This is a genomic window from Faecalibacterium sp. I2-3-92 (assembly GCF_023347315.1).
Classification (GTDB): domain Bacteria; phylum Bacillota; class Clostridia; order Oscillospirales; family Ruminococcaceae; genus Faecalibacterium; species Faecalibacterium duncaniae.
The window spans coordinates 2,394,659-2,410,457 of record NZ_CP094470.1; the positions used below are offsets into that span (position 1 = coordinate 2,394,659).

Annotated in this window: 13 protein-coding genes, 1 tRNA gene and 1 riboswitch; of the genes, 2 read left to right on the plus strand and 12 right to left on the minus strand. The window is 60.9% G+C overall.

Features of this window, described 5'->3' with window-relative positions; genetic code table 11:
* Positions 1-126 precede the first annotated feature (126 nt).
* A riboswitch (cobalamin riboswitch) is annotated at positions 127-345 on the minus strand.
* Positions 346-383: 38 nt separating this feature from the next.
* From MTP42_RS11665 to MTP42_RS11695, 7 genes are all read right to left on the minus strand, one after another.
* Complete coding sequence (locus tag MTP42_RS11665) at positions 384-1,655, minus strand: glycerate kinase type-2 family protein (protein ID WP_207684203.1); 1,272 nt, start codon at positions 1,653-1,655, stop codon at positions 384-386.
* Positions 1,656-1,766: 111 nt separating this feature from the next.
* Positions 1,767-1,841 (minus strand) — tRNA-Pro (locus MTP42_RS11670).
* Positions 1,842-1,913: 72 nt separating this feature from the next.
* A complete protein-coding gene (locus MTP42_RS11675) occupies positions 1,914-2,693 on the minus strand; it encodes a ComF family protein (protein ID WP_156059710.1) in 780 nt (259 codons plus the stop codon).
* A complete protein-coding gene (locus tag MTP42_RS11680; protein WP_249257385.1) occupies positions 2,693-4,879 on the minus strand; it encodes an S-layer homology domain-containing protein in 2,187 nt (728 codons plus the stop codon). The genes MTP42_RS11675 and MTP42_RS11680 overlap by 1 nt, the downstream gene beginning before the upstream one ends.
* Positions 4,880-5,085: 206 nt before the next feature.
* Positions 5,086-6,291 carry an ABC transporter permease gene (locus tag MTP42_RS11685; RefSeq protein WP_249257386.1) on the minus strand — a complete coding sequence of 402 codons (1,206 nt, stop codon included), beginning with the start codon at positions 6,289-6,291 and terminating at the stop codon, positions 5,086-5,088.
* Positions 6,288-7,037: an ABC transporter ATP-binding protein gene (locus MTP42_RS11690; protein WP_005935028.1), complete on the minus strand. Its 750-nt coding sequence runs from the start codon at positions 7,035-7,037 to the stop codon at positions 6,288-6,290. Before MTP42_RS11690 ends, MTP42_RS11685 begins: the two co-directional genes overlap by 4 nt.
* A 12-nt stretch (positions 7,038-7,049) precedes the next feature.
* Positions 7,050-8,690, minus strand: coding sequence for an HlyD family efflux transporter periplasmic adaptor subunit (locus tag MTP42_RS11695; protein ID WP_249257387.1), 1,641 nt, complete (start codon positions 8,688-8,690; stop codon positions 7,050-7,052).
* 235 nt (positions 8,691-8,925) lie between these two features.
* Here MTP42_RS11695 and MTP42_RS11700 point away from each other — a divergent pair, with 235 nt between their 5' ends.
* Both MTP42_RS11700 and MTP42_RS11705 read left to right on the plus strand, forming a co-directional pair.
* Positions 8,926-9,477 carry a biotin transporter BioY gene (locus tag MTP42_RS11700; RefSeq protein ID WP_098924458.1) on the plus strand — a complete coding sequence of 184 codons (552 nt, stop codon included), beginning with the start codon at positions 8,926-8,928 and terminating at the stop codon, positions 9,475-9,477.
* Positions 9,474-9,878, plus strand: a complete 405-nt coding sequence (locus MTP42_RS11705) for a DUF1284 domain-containing protein (protein ID WP_005935032.1) — start codon at positions 9,474-9,476, stop codon at positions 9,876-9,878. Before MTP42_RS11700 ends, MTP42_RS11705 begins: the two co-directional genes overlap by 4 nt.
* A 65-nt stretch (positions 9,879-9,943) precedes the next feature.
* Here MTP42_RS11705 and MTP42_RS11710 read toward each other — a convergent pair whose 3' ends face one another.
* From MTP42_RS11710 to MTP42_RS11730, 5 genes are all read right to left on the minus strand, one after another.
* Positions 9,944-10,306: a NusG domain II-containing protein gene (locus MTP42_RS11710; RefSeq protein ID WP_249257388.1), complete on the minus strand. Its 363-nt coding sequence runs from the start codon at positions 10,304-10,306 to the stop codon at positions 9,944-9,946.
* A complete protein-coding gene (locus MTP42_RS11715) occupies positions 10,303-12,222 on the minus strand; it encodes a flavocytochrome c (protein WP_249257389.1) in 1,920 nt (639 codons plus the stop codon). The genes MTP42_RS11710 and MTP42_RS11715 overlap by 4 nt, the downstream gene beginning before the upstream one ends.
* A 125-nt stretch (positions 12,223-12,347) precedes the next feature.
* Complete coding sequence (locus MTP42_RS11720; protein ID WP_097801401.1) at positions 12,348-13,346, minus strand: GGGtGRT protein; 999 nt, start codon at positions 13,344-13,346, stop codon at positions 12,348-12,350.
* A gap of 17 nt (positions 13,347-13,363) precedes the next feature.
* Positions 13,364-14,065, minus strand: coding sequence for an iron-sulfur cluster assembly scaffold protein (locus tag MTP42_RS11725; protein ID WP_035394767.1), 702 nt, complete (start codon positions 14,063-14,065; stop codon positions 13,364-13,366).
* A gap of 276 nt (positions 14,066-14,341) precedes the next feature.
* On the minus strand, positions 14,342-15,562 hold the full coding sequence (locus tag MTP42_RS11730) for an MFS transporter (protein WP_207684209.1): 1,221 nt from the start codon (positions 15,560-15,562) through the stop codon (positions 14,342-14,344).
* Positions 15,563-15,799: the final 237 nt, after the last annotated feature.

The following is a 15,799-nucleotide window of genomic DNA, read 5'->3' on the forward strand; positions in this document are numbered from 1 at the left end:
ACAGGAAAGAGTGCCCGGCAAAACAAAAGGGGCCTTTCTGCTTGCGGGATGGCAAAGCAAAAAGGCCCTTTTCAGTTTTTTCAGGCTTTTTGGGTACAACCAATTCCTCGTGATCTGGGGCTTGCGCCCCCGTACCAACAGCGGGCAGGTTTCCTGGCTGAAAGCTCAACATCCACCGCCGCCTTCCCGGAACATACGTTCCAGTGACCGGTGCAGCTGCACCCTGGCGGTAAACTCCCTTATCACAGTGACGAGATCGTGCGGGATTTGCACCCGCTTCCCTTTTAACGTGCCTGCCCCCGGCCAGAGCCGCGGGCGGTACGCACCTGCTGTTTTCTATTCAGTTCGCTGTTCAGTATAACATACTCAACGGAGGAATGCAATCACCACTCCGGGGAAACTTCCGGGCTCACAGGCGGTGTTTTTTCCCCGATCAGGGCCACCGCCACATCGTTGACATTGGTGCCCGTTGCCCCGGTGATGATCAGGCCATCCACTGCTTTCAGGGCGTGGTAGGAATCGTTGTTCTGCAAAGCAGCGTATCCGCTCCAGCCCCCGGCCTCCAGCGCGGCAAGGGTATCCCCATCCACATAGCCGCCGGCGGCATCGGTGGGGCCGTCTGTGCCATCGCTGCCCACAGAGAATACCGCCGCGTTCAGCCCGGCAATGGCAGGCGCAACCGCAAGGGCCAGCTCCTGATTTCTTCCGCCAAGCCCTTTTCCGGTCAGGTGAACGATGGTCTCGCCGCCCGCGATGTAGGCCAGCTTTTTCCCCTGCCCTGCCTGGGTGCGGACAATGGAGCCAAGGAAGCTGCCTGCTTCCCGTGCTTCGCAGCAGAGTTGGTCGGTCAGGAGAACCGGTTCATATCCCAGATTCCGGCAGGCGCTGGCCGCGGCACGGCAAAGCTCCCGCACGCTGCCGGTGATCCGGGTGGTCACATTGTCCAGCGTTTTGGGCGTTTCCTGCGCCAGCAGGGCCCGGGCCTGTGCTGAGAGTGCCAGATGATACTTTTTGGCAACGGCAAGCGCCTGGGCGCAGGTGGAGGTATCCGGCACCGCCGGGCCGCTGGCGATCATATCCAGCGGATCCCCCAGAATGTCGCTCAGCACGATGCTGAACACCTGCGCAGGGGCACAGCGCTGCGCGAACCGCCCGCCCTTCACACCGGAAAGCCGCTTGCGGATGGTATTCATCTCCACAATGTCGGCCCCGCTGGCCAGCAGCTGGCTCGTGATGTCCTGCAGCTCTGCCCCGGGAACGAGCGGCTGCTCGAACAGCGCACTGCCGCCGCCGGAAAGCAGGAACAGCACCGTATCCCCGGCAGTCAGCCCCTGCACCAGCTCCAGCGCCTTTTGAGTGGCCGCAAAACCGTTTGCATCCGGCACCGGGTGGCCCGCCTCATAGCAGGCCACACCTGGGATCTCACCTTTCACATGGCCGTACTTGGTCACGACCACACCGCCATCCACCCGGCCCAGCGTTTCAACCGCCGCGTGTGCCATCTGCCAGGCCGCCTTGCCCGCCGCCACCAGAAGCACCCGGCCCTTCCCGGGCCGGAGATCCCGCAGCGCACGGCGCACCGCCTCATCCGGCAGAACAGCGTTCAGGCTGGAACGAAGGATCACATCCGCATCCCGGCGCAGTGCAGCATTCATAGACTCGCCCTCCTTGCAGCGGTGCCCGCCCCTCCGGGACAGCGCACCAGAAACAGCCGAATAAAAAATCAAGACCGACGATCTCTTTTGAAATCGTCGGTCTTGTTTCAATCCGAGTGGCGAGAATCGAACTCACGGCCTCTTGAACCCCATTCAAGCGCGCTACCAAAACTGCGCTACACCCGGACATCTGATCGAGCTTGTCGCTCACAGCTCAATCAGTATACCCGAAGAATGGTGTTTTGTCAAGCACTATTTTCAAATTTCTTTTTCATTTTCGGCAATGGCCGTTGTGCTGCCCACCGGCTGCGGAAACTCCACCGTAGCCAGCGCCACAGCGAACACGCTCTGCGCACCGGCATCCAGCAGAGCCTGCGCGCAGGCCGAGGCCGTGGCTCCGGTGGTCAGAACATCGTCCACCAGAAGGATGCGCTTTCCCTCCACAGCCTCCGGCCGGGCCACCCGGAAGGCACCCGCCACATTGGCCAGCCGCTCGTCAAGGGAAAGTCCCTCCTGCCGCCGGGTGGAGCGGGCACGAGTCAGCGCGTCCGTGACCACCGGCACGCCCACCGCCCGGGCAAGGGGCTGTGCCATCCGCTCCGGCACATTGTAGCCGCGCTTTTTGCTGGAGGCCGGTACCGGAAGGATGCAGTCGTAACCCCTGTCAAGGCCCGGCACCGGTTCGGGCAGGGGCTCAGAGCCGCGCATTCTGATCTCGCTGCCAAAGAGCAGGCGGGCCATCTCCACGCCCAGCTCTACAGCTGCCCAGGGCGCGCCCTGATATTTCGCCCGCAGCACCGCGCGGCGGACAAGGCCGGTGTATCGGTAGGGCGCGGCTGCCCCATCCAGCCGCCCCAGGTAGTGCTCGGAGCCGCGCAGCCGCATGGAAGGTGCACGGCGCAGCTCTGCCAGCCCATCGGCGCAGTCCGGGCAGGCAGGCTGGTTCCCCAGCACCCGGTCACAAAAAGGGCAGCGGCGCGGGTAAAGCACCCAGCGCAGCTGCCGCAGTGTGCGGCTCAGGCCGCTGTAATAAAGCATCAGTCGTTCTTGACCGCAATGATGACGCGGACCTTTTTTCCGGCAGCGCAGCCGAAATTATCGTACCAGCCGGTCAGCTGGTAGCCGTCCGCATCCACCTGAGCCAGCTTGGTGGGGTAATACTGGCCCTTGTACCACAGGTAGACCTGCACATTGTCTGCCATCTCGTAGCGTTCATTGCCCGAGAGCACCGAGGCCGCGCCGACCTTGTCGATCTTCAGGGGCATCAGCTGCATCATGGCCTTGACAGAGCCGGTGGTCTCCTGCCGCACGGCAATGCCGCCCGCCAGCACCGGATACTTGATGGCCGTGGTGTAGCTGGCCACCGCGCCGTTGACGTAGCAGATATAGGTCGCCCCGCCGCCGATGTAGTTAAAGATCTGCTTGAAGGGGGTGCCCGTGATCTCCGCGATCTGCTGGAAGCCAATGCTCATCAGGGAGCCGGTGTTGCTGGTCAGCTTCTGCCAGGCCGTGCTCAGGATATCGCCCGAGACGATGCCCCACAGGATCTCGCTGGTGGTGGGCACCAGCAGATTGGACAGGCGGTCTACCGCCGTGGCACCGGTCACAGTGGTGGTGGTATCCGAGGTAGAGCCGGAGCCGTCGGTGCCGCCCGTGGCCGCTCCGGTGGTGGTGCCTGTCGTGGTCGTGGTGCCGGAAGCGGAATCTCCCGCCGTAATGCTGGTGACGAGGCTCTTCAGGTCAGAATAATTCATGGCCAGATTTTTCACATCGTCCAGCACGCCGTAGCTCCACAGGTCGCCGGTCACATCGTTCAGGATGAGCCGGTCGATCTGTCCGGCATCGTTGACGGTATAGTAGCGGACATCGAGGTCACTCAGTGTTACCCCCGATAGGCGGCTGGGACGAACCGTCCCAGCCACACCCTCCGAAGTTGTATCCAGAATCTCTACATCGTCGGCCAGGGCGGCTGCGCCCAGAGCAGTGGCATTGGCATTGATGGTGCCGTTGACGCGGCGGTCCTCGATGTGCTCCACGCTCTCGCCCTCCGGGGTGACCTTGATCTCTACCAGCCACCCCTGCGGAAAGTTCAGGCTCTTGTCCACATTCACAGTGCGGGCAATGCCATCGGTGCACATGACGGAGACTTTCTGCAAAACATCCGCGCCGTTCTCTTCCACCAGACTGCGGGTGGCGGTCTGCACGACACCGTAGAACACGTTGTCGGCTTCCTCGCCGGTCACGATCCCGGCAGCCTCATTGTTCATGCCCAGCAGCAGGGTGACGACCTCGCCCACGCCGCCGCCGTTGAGGGAGGACACCTGGGAGGCCACCGCAGAGGAACCCAGCGTATAGCTGGTGCCTGCCACCGTTACACTGGTGGGGGCGCTGGCACTGGGCGAAACTGCCGTGATGCGGCCAGCGGCGCGGCGGGTGTAGACCCACAGCGTCTGTAAACTTTCGCTGTAATAATACACGTCGTATTTGTTCAGTTCCGCAGATTCCGACGCTTTATCGTTGCGGTAGACCATCTTGGGAACAAAGGGCAGCTGGACCGTATCGCCCGCCACAAAGGGGCCCTTCAGGCTCTTGAGCATGACGCTGGAGGTATCCACCTGACCGTTGGAGACCGTGAAGCCCAGGCTGCTGCCGTAGGCACTGCCGCTGGCAGCGTTGGCTGTCAGGGTGTTGTAGAACAGCAGGGCGCACTCCTCGTAGTTGAGCGCCTCGCCCTGGCTGCGGTCCACCTGATTGCGCAGGCCCAGCTCACTGGCCTTGTTCAGCTGTGCGTTGGGGAAGGAGCCGCTCAGGTCGGTCATCTTATAGCCCATCAGCTTGAGGATGGCCGTGACCGCCTCCTCCAGCGTCACGGCGTTGTCGGGCCGGAAAGAGCCGTCGGTGTAGCCGTTCATCCAACCGTTCTGCACCGCAATGCGGACATAGGGTGCATAGGGCGAAGTGCCGGGCAGGTCGGTGAACAGGGTGCCCACCGTGCCCTGAGAGCCCACGCTCTCGCGGTAGGTGGAGTAGGACACCAGCATCCGGGCCAGCGCACCGCGGGTGACCACAGCGTTCAGGGCAGCCTGCTGGCTGCTGTCCATCGCGTTCAGCGTGATGGACAGCTGGACCGCCGTGTTGGCGTTGCCCGCTGCCGATGCCGGCAGCACCAGCATCGACACGGCAATGCTCACCGCCAGCAGAAATGCAAGGATTCGCTTTTTCATGGAAAATCCTCCTTAAAATAGTTTCTAATGTATTCCGGGTTGCGGCTCCCAGCATCTGCTTCGTGCAAAGCCTTGCACTTGCATCCTGCTGGCCGCGGCCCCAACAACTCCTCCCTTCATCCGCCACTGGCGGCGGTCGTCGTTGTTGCCCCTATTAGGGGAGCTCTGCAAGGCGCTGGCAAAGCCAGACCGAAGCGGTGAGAGGTTTAATCATATCTCAGCGCTTCAATGGGGTTGAGCCTTGCGGCGCGCTTGGCGGGCAGATAGCCGAACAGCACGCCGATGCCCACCGAGATGCCAAAGGCCACCACGACGGAGTTGAACGAGGGGCTGACGGTCACATCAATGTCGCTGGAGATCATGGGCAGGATGCGGTTTGCCGCCATGGACACGATATAGCCAAGGACGATGCCCAGCACGCCGCCCAGTGCAGAGGTGGTGGCAGCTTCCACCACGAACTGCGACAGGATCACCCGCTCCTTGGCACCCAGTGCCTTGCGGATGCCGATCTCCCGGGTGCGCTCGGTCACCGACACCAGCATGATGTTCATAATGCCGATGCCGCCCACCAGCAGCGAGATGCTGGCAATGCCGGTAAGGATGATGATGACCATGTTGATCATCTCGTTCATCTCTTCCAGCCACTCGCTGGCGCTGTAGATGTAGTAAGCGTTGTCGCTCTTGAGCAGGTCGTACAGACCGCTTTCCACCACCGCCTTGGCCTCGTTGGCGCGGCTCTCGTCCTTCATAATTGCAACAAAGTTCTTGGCACTGGACTGGTTGGAGAGCCGCATGGCCGTGGTGTAGGGCAGATAGATGCAGTCATCGTCGGAGCCCTGCTGCATGTTCTTGTCCGTCACCTTGGCGTTCAGAACGCCCACGATCCGGAACTTGTAGGCCCCCAGCTTGATGGTCTGGCCCACCGCGTTGCCGCCGTAGGCCGCCCGGTTGAGGTAATCACCAATGATGCAGACCTGCTTGTTGTCCTTGATGTCCATGTACTGCAGGCCGCGCCCCTGGGCGAGGGTATAGTTTTTCATCTCGGCGTAGTGCTCGTCCACACCGTAAACACTGGTGCCGTAGCGGTAGGTCGTGGTGCCCACCTTGGGGGTGTTGTTGCTGAAATCGATCTGGGGCGAGACTGCGGAGATGAGCTCCTTGTTCTTATCTGCGATCTTATACACATCCTCCACCGAGGCGGTGCGGGAGCCGTAGCCCCAGACCTGAATGGACAGGGCATTCGTGCCCAGCGCCGAAAAGCTGTCCCGCATACTCTGGGTCATGCCGTTGCCCAGACCCACGATGACGATGACCGCCATGACACCGATGATGATGCCCAGCATGGTCAAAAAGGTGCGGAGCTTGTTGCTCCACACGTTCTGGAGGGCCTGACGGAAGGTCTCAATGATCATTTGTTCCCCTCCTGTTCTGCCGGTTCAAAGTTCAGCGTCGGCTGGACGATGGCTTCCGGCGCGCGGGAGTCGCCATCGTAGACCACCTGACCATCCTCCAGCCGGATGATGCGGTCGGCCTGCACGGCAATGGAGTTGTCATGGGTGATGAGCACCACCGTATGGCCCTGCCCATGCAGGTCCTGCAGCATTCCCAGCACCTCGCGGCCGGTGTGGCTGTCCAGCGCGCCGGTGGGCTCATCCGCCAGAATGATTGCCGGGTTGCGCACCAGCGCCCGCGCGATGGATACGCGCTGCTGCTGGCCGCCCGAAAGCTGGTTGGGCTTGTTTTTCAGCTTATCGCCCAGCCCCACCTGCTCCAGCACCTCGCGAGCCCGGCGGTGGCGCTCGGCGCGGGGGATGCCCGCATAGACCAGCGGCACCTCCACGTTTTCCAATAAGTTTAATTTGGGCAGAAGATTATACTGCTGGAAGATGAACCCCAGCATCTCGTTGCGGATGGAGGCCAACTCGTTCCGGCTCATCTTGCCCACATCCCGGCCGTTCAGCCGGTAGGTGCCCGCCGTGGGCACATCCAGACAGCCGATGATGTTCATGCAGGTGGACTTGCCGGAGCCGGACTGGCCCACAATGGCAACAAACTCGCCTTTTTCTATTTTCATGGTGATGTGGTCGGCGGCTTTTACCGTGGTGTCACCCATCTGGTAATACTTGCAGACCGCATCAAATTCGATCAGAGCACTCATTCCATCCTCCCATCAGAAGATCATCATGCTGCTGCCATCGTCATAGTAGCTGTCGCTGCTGACCGAGTTGGGGTCGTAACCAATGGCGTCCCCCTCCTGGATGCCGCTGACGATCTGGGTGTAATCATCATCGCTGACACCGGTCTTGACGGCCACATAGACAAAGCCCTCGGGTGCCTCCATGGTGGTATCCGCCTTGGAAGCGCTGGGGGAATCCTGGGTCACCAGCACATAGCCGCCCCGGACGATGGCCGCATTGGGCACGGTCAGGGCATTGGCAGCCTCAGCCACCACGATCTCAGCGTTGGCGTTCATGCCGGGGCGCAGGCCGTCGGTCTCGTCAATGCGGATGGTCACCGGGTAGGTGGTGGTGCCACCGTTGGAAGCGCCCTTCATGGAGACGCGGGTCACAGTGCCCACATAGTTCTTATCCTGCACGGCATCGGCTGTGATCTGCACTTTCTGGCCCACAGACAGGGAGCTGATCTGCAGTTCGTCCACGTTGATGACCATTTCCAGATAGCTCAGGTCGTAGATGACGCAGAGGGTATCGCCGGATTTGACCGCATCGCCCACCTTGGCATCCTTTTCAATGATGGTGCCGCTGATGGGAGAGGTGACGGTATAGTTGGCCATGGTATCCTGCAGGTTCTGCAGGGAGATCTCAGCGCTGCGCAGGGTCTCAGAGGCAGACTGGATGCTCTCGGTCAGGTCATCGCCGCTCAGCTCGATCAGGATATCGTCCTTGGCAACGGTCTGGCCCTCCTGCACATGGATGGAGGTCACAGTGCCTGCAGCCTGTGCGGTCAGGGTGCGCTCCGCCTGATAGCCAAAGGTGGCAGAACCGATGGAGCTGACCCCGTTGATGGAGGCGGTGGCCGCCTGCGCGGTGGTCAGGCCGCCCGCGTTCTGCACGGCAATGGTCACGGTGCGGGTGAGCAGGTTGCCGGTGCTCAGGGCATCCGTTCCGGTCACGCTGGTCACGGTGCCGTCCAGCTGCTCAAAGGTGCCGTCCAGCGTCACCTGGGCGGTCTGGCCCACGCTGAAATTGGCGGCATCGGCGGCGGGGAATTCCAGCGTCAGCAGCATTTTGGAGCTGTCGCGGATGATGGCGACCTCCTGCCCGCTGGTCACCTCGTCGCCCTTGGCGACCTTCAGGGTGCTCACGGTGCCATCCACTTCGGCACGCACATACTGGCGGTCCACCACCTTGTCATAGCCGCGCTGTGCCTGCTGCATGGCGATCTCGGCCTTTTCAAAATTGGTGGAAGCGTCCGAGCTGTCCAGCGTGTAGAGGACGGTTCCCTCATCCAGCACGTCGCCCTCCTCAAACTCGCCGGTGAGCACCTTGCCCTCTACCAGAGATTTCACGGTGTAGGTGTTGGCAGGGTTCAGGGTACCGGTGCCGCTCAGGGTATTGGAGACATCCCGCACTTCAGGGCTGGCCTCCAGATAGCTGGGGTCCACGGCTGTGGTGCTGGCGCTCTTGGGCTTGAGCAGAAACACACCGCCCGCGATCACCACACAGACCACCGGCACGAGCCATTTCCAGTTCTTCTGCAAAAACAGCACCGGGGCCTTGGTTGTCTGTGCCGCAGGCGTTTCCGCACCCGGGTTCTCCGCGCCGTCCTTCTTCTTATTCCAGATCATCATGTTCCTCCTATCAGATTCAGGCCCGCCGGGGGCGGCCTGTCAGATTCCTTTCCTATGTATAGGTGTAGTGTATCGCATTTTGCCCGGATACACAAGCGTCCAAATTTCGTTTGAACGCTTTTCAGCAAATTTTCACAGATTGTAAACCTTTGTGCAAATCGCAAGTTGACCTGTCTGCCGCTTTCTGGTTTAATCGGGACGTTGTTTGTACCAAACCAGAGGAGGATTTTTTACCATGAATCAGAACAGTAAGTTCTCGGTGCGCGATATCTGCTACGCGGGCCTGTTTGCCGCCGTCATCGCCGTGATGGCACAGATCTCCATCCCCATGCCGCTGGGTGTGCCCATGACCATGCAGACCTTCGCCATCACGCTGGCGGCTGTGGTGCTGGGCTCCAAGCTGTCCGCCATTGCCACGCTCGTTTACCTGCTGCTGGGCGCTGTGGGCGTGCCGGTGCTGGCCAACTTCTCCGGCGGCATCGACAAGTTTGTCGGCCCCACCGGCGGCTTCCTGATCTCCTTCCCCATCATGGCCTACATCATCGGCCTGGGCGTGGAGCACAGGGATGCTTTCAAGGGTGCTTTCCCCGTGGCGGTTGTCGTGGGCACTGTGGTCAACTATATCGTGGGTGTCATCCTGTTCGTGATCGTCGCCCACAGCACCGTGTCTGTGGCCGTTTCCGCCTGCGTTCTTCCCTTCATCCCCACCGCCATCATCAAGGCTGTGCTGGCCTGCGTGCTGGGCCTGAACATCCGGAAGCGGATCCCGGGGGTAAAAAAAGCATGAGCATCGTACTGCGCCCGCATCACCTGCTCTGCACCCAGGGCTACTCCGGCCATGGCTACAGCGAAGCCTTTGTGGAGCACATGAATGATGTCGTCCACCAGCTGCGGGAGGTGCCCGGGACGAAGATCCAGCTCACCTTCTCCACCGACACCCTCTGTTCCTGCTGCCCCAACAAGCTGGGCACCGACCTGTGCGACACACAGGAAAAGGTCAAGCGGTACGACCGCAAGACCGTGGAGTATTTCGGGCTGGAGGAAAAGGAATACGACTACCAGGCCCTCATCCGGGAGATCGATGCCAAAGCCACCCCCGAGATGCTGGCCGATATCTGCCGGGACTGCTGCTGGTTCCCCATCAGCGCCTGCTGCAAGAATATCTGCGAAGGCAAATACGTGAAATAACATTTTCCCCCCTATGCAAAGAGGCCGCCGTGCAGGAGATGATCCTGCACGGCGGCCTTTTTGTTTTATTCTGTTTCTGCGGCCTGCACCGTTACATAGACCCCGGCGGGGACACAGGCGGCCCAGGCATCCTGCTCGCTCAGCCAGCCGAATTGCTCACACACATGGTCCGGGCACTGACTGTCGAGGAAGGCGATGGCTCCATCCTTTACCTGCAGATGCACGATGTAATCGCCCACATCATACAGATAATCGTGGTCCTCGTCCAGCGGGATCGTCTCGGTAATGCCGTCGCCGAAATCGACCATGGCCACCAGCGGCTTCGCTTTGGGGACGTTGGCGCGGTACAGCACGAACAGGAGTGCTGCCGCGGCCAGCACCACGGCCGCAAAGATCAGGTTTTTCTGCCAGCCTTTTAGGCGTTTCATGCAGCGTACTTGCTTGCAGCTGCGCCTGCAATGCGGCCAAAGACGGTAAAGTCTGCCACAGCGTTGCCGCCCAGACGGTTTGCACCGTGGACACCACCGGTCACCTCACCTGCTGCGAACAGGCCGGGGATGACCTCGCCGTTCTCGTTCAGGACTTCAGTGTTGGTGTTGATCTTCAGGCCGCCCATGGTGTGGTGCACACCTGCGGTGACCTTGATGGCATAGTAGGGAGCGGTATCCAGCTTGTTTGCAAAGCTGGTGCGGCCGAAGTCGGGGTCGTTCTTGGCCTCAACATAGCCGTTCCAGGTGTTCATGGTCTCGGCAAAAGCAGCCTCATCAACGCCCATTGCCTTGCCCAGTTCCTCATAGGTCTCACCAGTCACGGTGTAGCCCTTCTTGATGTAGCCCTGAATGACGCTGGAGGCATCCACCATAGCCTGATCCACCACCAGCCAGCTGTAGCTGCCGGTCTGAGCGATCTCGGCAGCGGAAACCACATCACGGGTACCGACTTCATCAATGAAGCGCTTGCCCTCGGCATTGATCAGCACAGCGCCGTCGCCGCGCAGACCCTCGGTGATCAGAGCAGCGGTGTTAGCCTCCACGGTGGGGTGGATCTGGATCTGGTCCATATCCACGGTGTCAGCACCGATGGCCTGTGCCATCTTGATGCCCTGGCCCAGGATGCCGGGGGCGTTGGTGGTCATAAAGCCCTTCAGCTCGGGTTTGTACTCAACGACCATATCGAGATTTGCGCCGAAACCGCCGGTGGTCAGCACTACAGCCTTGGCATTGATGGTGATGGTCTCACCGGAAGCACCGGTGGCCTTGATGCCAACAGCAGCGCCGTTGTCATCGGTCAGGATCTCGGTGGCGGTGGTGTTCAGCATCATCTGAACACCAGCCTTCTGGCAATTCTCCTCCAGCAGAGGGATCATATAGGAACCCACGGAAAGAGTCTTGCCCTCAGCGTCCACCGGGCGGTGGATCCGCTTGACGGATGCGCCGCCGAAGCTGGAAACACTGTGCAGGGTGATGCCCTGCTCACCCAGCCAGTCGATGGCATCAGCGCTGTTGGAGCACAGGGTCTCCACCAGAGCAGGGTCATTGATACCCTTGCCGCCGATCATGGTATCCAGCTCCATCAGCTCAACGCTGTCAAAGTAGCCGGTGGGGTTGGCCTGGTAGGCAGCCCACTGCTCGGCCACGGTAGCAGCCAGAGCGGTGATGGTCTCGTTGTCAGCGTACTTTTCAGCAGCGGTCTTCAGGGTCTTTTCGACACCTGCAGACTCGCCGAACTCGTTCTCATCCTGATACACGGTCTTGCCGGCGTTCATGCCGCCGGTAGCGCGCACGGAGTTGCCGCCCACCACGGGCTGGCTCTCCACGACGACAACGCTCTTGCCCTCGCTGGTGGCAGTCAGGGCAGCGGTCATACCTGCGCCGCCTGCGCCCACGATGACGATGTCGGTATCAACGGTAGAGTCCTCAGCAGGCTCAGCGTTGTTCTCCACAGCGGTCTGGAAATCCTCAGGCTTCAGACCAGCAGCGGTAATGGCAGCAGCGGCTGCCTCCTTGATGGCATTGGAGGTGATGGTTGCGGTAGACACGCCGTCCACGGCAATGCTGCCGCTCTCGGCAATGGCAGCAGGCAGCTGCTCGATTGCCTTGGAGCCAACGCCCTCGGTCTCATCGGCACCCTCAGCGGTGCAGCCGGTGATCTTGCCGTCGGTCAGGGTCAGGGTAACGGTAACATCGCCGCCAAAGCCCTTGGCAGTGCCGGTAAAATCGCCGGTAGCACCAGCGCCGGTGGTGGAGGCGGGCTTGCTGCCGCAGCCGTAGCCCAGCAGGCTCACTGCAACGACAGCAGCCATGGCCAGCGCTGCAATGCTCTGTTTCATCTTCGTATTTTTCATGGTTTCTTCTTTTTCCTTCTTAGTTGAAGCAACGTTGCAGGCAGTTAGCCTGCGCGAACATATCTCAGCATAAAAAGGGGGCTGCCCATTCGGAAGGCAGCCCCCTTTGCCGAACTAGGAAAAGATCAGGCGTTGGCCTGTGCAGCAGCAACAGCGCAGGCAACGGTAGCGCCGACCATGGGGTTGTTGCCCATGCCGATCAGGCCCATCATCTCAACGTGTGCGGGCACGGAGGAGGAACCTGCGAACTGAGCATCACCATGGACGCGGCCCAGAGAGTCGGTCAGGCCATAGCTTGCGGGGCCTGCAGCCACGTTATCGGGGTGCAGGGTACGGCCCGTGCCGCCGCCGGAAGCGACGGAGAAGTACTTCTTGCCGTTCTCGATGGCCCACTTCTTATAGGTACCTGCAACCAGGTGCTGGAAGCGGACGGGGTTGGTGGAGTTGCCGGTGATGGAGCACTGAACGTCCTCCTTCTTCATAATGGCAACGCCTTCCATAACGTCGTTTGCACCGTAGCACTTGACAGCAGCGCGCTCACCCTCGGAGAAGGGGATCTCCTTGACGACGGTCAGGGTCTGGGAGGGGATATCATACTCGGTCTGCACATAGGTGAAGCCGTTGATACGGGAAATGATGTAAGCTGCATCCTTGCCCAGGCCGTTCAGGATAACACGCAGGGGGGTCTTGCGGACCTTGTTTGCGGTGCGTGCGATACCGATAGCGCCCTCAGCAGCAGCAAAGGACTCGTGGCCTGCCAGGAAAGCGAAGCAGGTGGTGTCCTCGCTCAGCAGACGAGCGCCCAGGTTGCCGTGGCCCAGACCGACCTGACGCTGCTCAGCAACAGAGCCGGGGATGGTGAATGCTTCCAGACCTTCGCCGATGGCAGCAGCGCACTCGGCAGCGTCGGTCAGGCCGCGCTTGACGGCAATGGCGGTGCCCAGGGTGTATGCCCAGACAGCGTTATCAAAGCAGATGGGCTGCACGCCGCGCACGATCTTGTCGCAGTCGATGCCCTTAGCGAGGAGCATCTCGTTGCAAGCGTCCAGAGACTCCAGGCCGTTGGCCTTCAGGCATGCCTCGATTTTCGGCATACGGCGATCCATAGATTCAAAAGTTGCCATGAGTTGTTCCTCCTCTCTTATTCCTCACGCGGGTCAATGTACTTGACAGCGCCCTGCTCCTTGCTGAAGCGGCCGTAAGTACCCACGTTCTTCTCGTAAGCCTCGTTGGGGGTCTTGCCGTGACGGATATCCTCCATCATCTTGCCCAGCTTGACGAACTGATAGCCGATGACCTCATCGTTGGCATCCAGAGCCAGCTTGTTGATGTAGCCCTCGGTCAGCTCCAGGTAACGGACACCCTTGGCCTTGGTGGAGAAGATGGTGCCGGTCATGGAGCGCAGGCCCTTGCCCAGGTCATCCAGACCTGCGCCGATGGGCAGACCGTCCTCAGAGAAAGCGGTCTGGCTGCGGCCGTAGACGATCTGCAGGAACAGCTCGCGCATTGCCACGTTGATGGCATCGCACACCAGGTCGGTGTTCAGAGCTTCCAGAATGGTCTTGCCGGGCAGGATCTCGCCAGCCATAGCAGCGGAATGGGTCATGCCGGAGCAGCCGATGGTCTCCACCAGAGCCTCCTCGATGACACCGTTCTTGATGTTCAGAGACAGCTTGCAGGTGCCCTGCTGGGGTGCACACCAGCCCACACCATGGGTGTAGCCGCTGATGTCCTTGATCTCATAGGCCTTGACCCATGCGCCCTCTTCGGGGATGGGAGCCGGACCATGCTTAGGACCTTTGGTGATCGGGCACATATTCTGTACTTGCTGCGAATAGGTCATAATCATACTCTCCTTTTGACAAATTGATGCCATTGGCAGGGGGTGTCCTGCCGTTTGCATTGACCGGCTGCGCCGCTCTCTTCCGCGCCACACCGGTACTACCACGCATGATTTTATTATAGAGAACCTTGGCGGAATTTGCAAGACGTTTTGCGGATTTTTTCACAAGCATTTTTTGCAGTTATTTGCTGCTAACTAGCACTTTCACCGCTTTCGCCGCCCAGTTCGTCACATTTCTATCATATTTGTCAAAAGGAATATCTTGCGCTGTCCGGTTCAGTTTTTTCTGGGCGGCTGTTGGGCCCTGACAGGCCGGAGCGCCCAGATGCACACAAAGCCCGCCGCCGCGCCTGCCATGGCCAGCCAGTGCCGCCCGGTGGCAAGACCCCAGAGGTTCGCCGCAAAGGGGAAGGCAAGGCTGCCCACGCTCTGCCCCAGCGCCAGAAAGCCGTAGTTCACCCCGGCGTGGGGCAGGCCGAACAGGTCGGTGGAGAGGGAAGGCAGCACCGCCGCCAGCGCCGAATAACAGAAGGTGAGCCCTGCGTACACAGCCACAACGAGCCACCCCTGCGCGAACAGGAAGGCCGCTGAAAGCCCCAGCGACACGCCGAACAGGATCAGGTCAGTGGGGCGGCGGCCGATCCGGTCGCTGAGCAGGGGCATCAGCAAGCGGCCCGCCGCGCTGCCCACGCTGCCCAGCACCACACTCCACAGGGCAGCGCCCTCGTCCAGGCCCCGCTCCATGCCCAGCTTTAAGATGATGGGGCTGAACAGCAGCACCGCCGGGGTGGAAAAGCAGACCGCTCCGGCACAGAGCCAGTACTGCTTTGTTCTGAGCATCTGCAGCGGGGCAAGGTCGAGGGCCGGGGTGCCCTTTCCCCTGCCCTGCTCCTCGGGTTTCTGCTTTGCCGGAGGCGGGTCGGTGAGCAGGGCACTGCCCACCAGGCAGATTGGCAGTGTGAGTGCCCCCAGCGCCCAGAACGCCCCCCGGATCCCCTGCACCGGGCCAAAGCCCTTCAGTGCCGTGCGGACGAATCCGGTCAGGAACGCACCGCTCAGGCCCACCGCGCCGCCAATGACCCCCGTGGCAAGGCCCTTGCGCCCGGCGTACCATTTCTGGGCGCAGGACTGGATGGACGGGTAGAGAAACGCCGTGCCCAACCCCGCCGGAATGCTGAACACTGCCCAAAACCATACCCCCTTCTCCCCGGGCAGGAGGGCCGCCGCAAAGAACCCGCCGCAGAGCAGGCCGGTGCCCCACAGCGCCGCGCAGCGCGGGCCTTTTTTATCCTGCAAAAAACCACCGATGACGCATCCCACCCCGAACGCTGCGATCAGGATGCCGAACGCATAGCCCGCACCGTCCTCGGTCAGGCTGAACTCGTCCATCACCGGCTGCTGGAACACGCCCCACGCCGCAGGCAGGCCCGTCAGGATCTGAATGGCCGCCCCCGCCGCCAGGATCGCCCAGGGGTGGCGCGCTGTAAACTGCTTCATCTGTTTTATCACCTCGTTCTGTCAGTGTGCCCTTTTTCATTGACAAAACGGCATGATTCTTTATAATTAAAGATGTTCAAATTAAAATAACTTCACCCTCTCCGTCAGTGCTGACGCACTGCCACCTCCCCCAAAGGGGGAGGCTCTGGCGGTTCTTTGAAAGGCCTCATCTGGGATTGCCCTTGGCTCTCCCTTTGGGAGAGCTGTCGAGCGAATGCGAGACTGAGAGGGTGAGGA

Coding starts and splice junctions, on each gene's coding strand:
- MTP42_RS11705 (WP_005935032.1), top strand. CDS start 9,474: ATGAGCATCGTACTGCGCCCGCATCACCTGCTCTGCACCCAGGGCTAC.
- MTP42_RS11685 (WP_249257386.1), bottom strand. CDS start 6,291: ATGATCATTGAGACCTTCCGTCAGGCCCTCCAGAACGTGTGGAGCAAC.
- MTP42_RS11710 (WP_249257388.1), bottom strand. CDS start 10,306: ATGAAACGCCTAAAAGGCTGGCAGAAAAACCTGATCTTTGCGGCCGTG.
- MTP42_RS11680 (WP_249257385.1), bottom strand. CDS start 4,879: ATGAAAAAGCGAATCCTTGCATTTCTGCTGGCGGTGAGCATTGCCGTG.
- MTP42_RS11690 (WP_005935028.1), bottom strand. CDS start 7,037: ATGAGTGCTCTGATCGAATTTGATGCGGTCTGCAAGTATTACCAGATG.
- MTP42_RS11730 (WP_207684209.1), bottom strand. CDS start 15,562: ATGAAGCAGTTTACAGCGCGCCACCCCTGGGCGATCCTGGCGGCGGGG.
- MTP42_RS11695 (WP_249257387.1), bottom strand. CDS start 8,690: ATGATGATCTGGAATAAGAAGAAGGACGGCGCGGAGAACCCGGGTGCG.
- MTP42_RS11715 (WP_249257389.1), bottom strand. CDS start 12,222: ATGAAAAATACGAAGATGAAACAGAGCATTGCAGCGCTGGCCATGGCT.
- MTP42_RS11725 (WP_035394767.1), bottom strand. CDS start 14,065: ATGACCTATTCGCAGCAAGTACAGAATATGTGCCCGATCACCAAAGGT.
- MTP42_RS11665 (WP_207684203.1), bottom strand. CDS start 1,655: ATGAATGCTGCACTGCGCCGGGATGCGGATGTGATCCTTCGTTCCAGC.
- MTP42_RS11720 (WP_097801401.1), bottom strand. CDS start 13,346: ATGGCAACTTTTGAATCTATGGATCGCCGTATGCCGAAAATCGAGGCA.
- MTP42_RS11700 (WP_098924458.1), top strand. CDS start 8,926: ATGAATCAGAACAGTAAGTTCTCGGTGCGCGATATCTGCTACGCGGGC.
- MTP42_RS11675 (WP_156059710.1), bottom strand. CDS start 2,693: ATGCTTTATTACAGCGGCCTGAGCCGCACACTGCGGCAGCTGCGCTGG.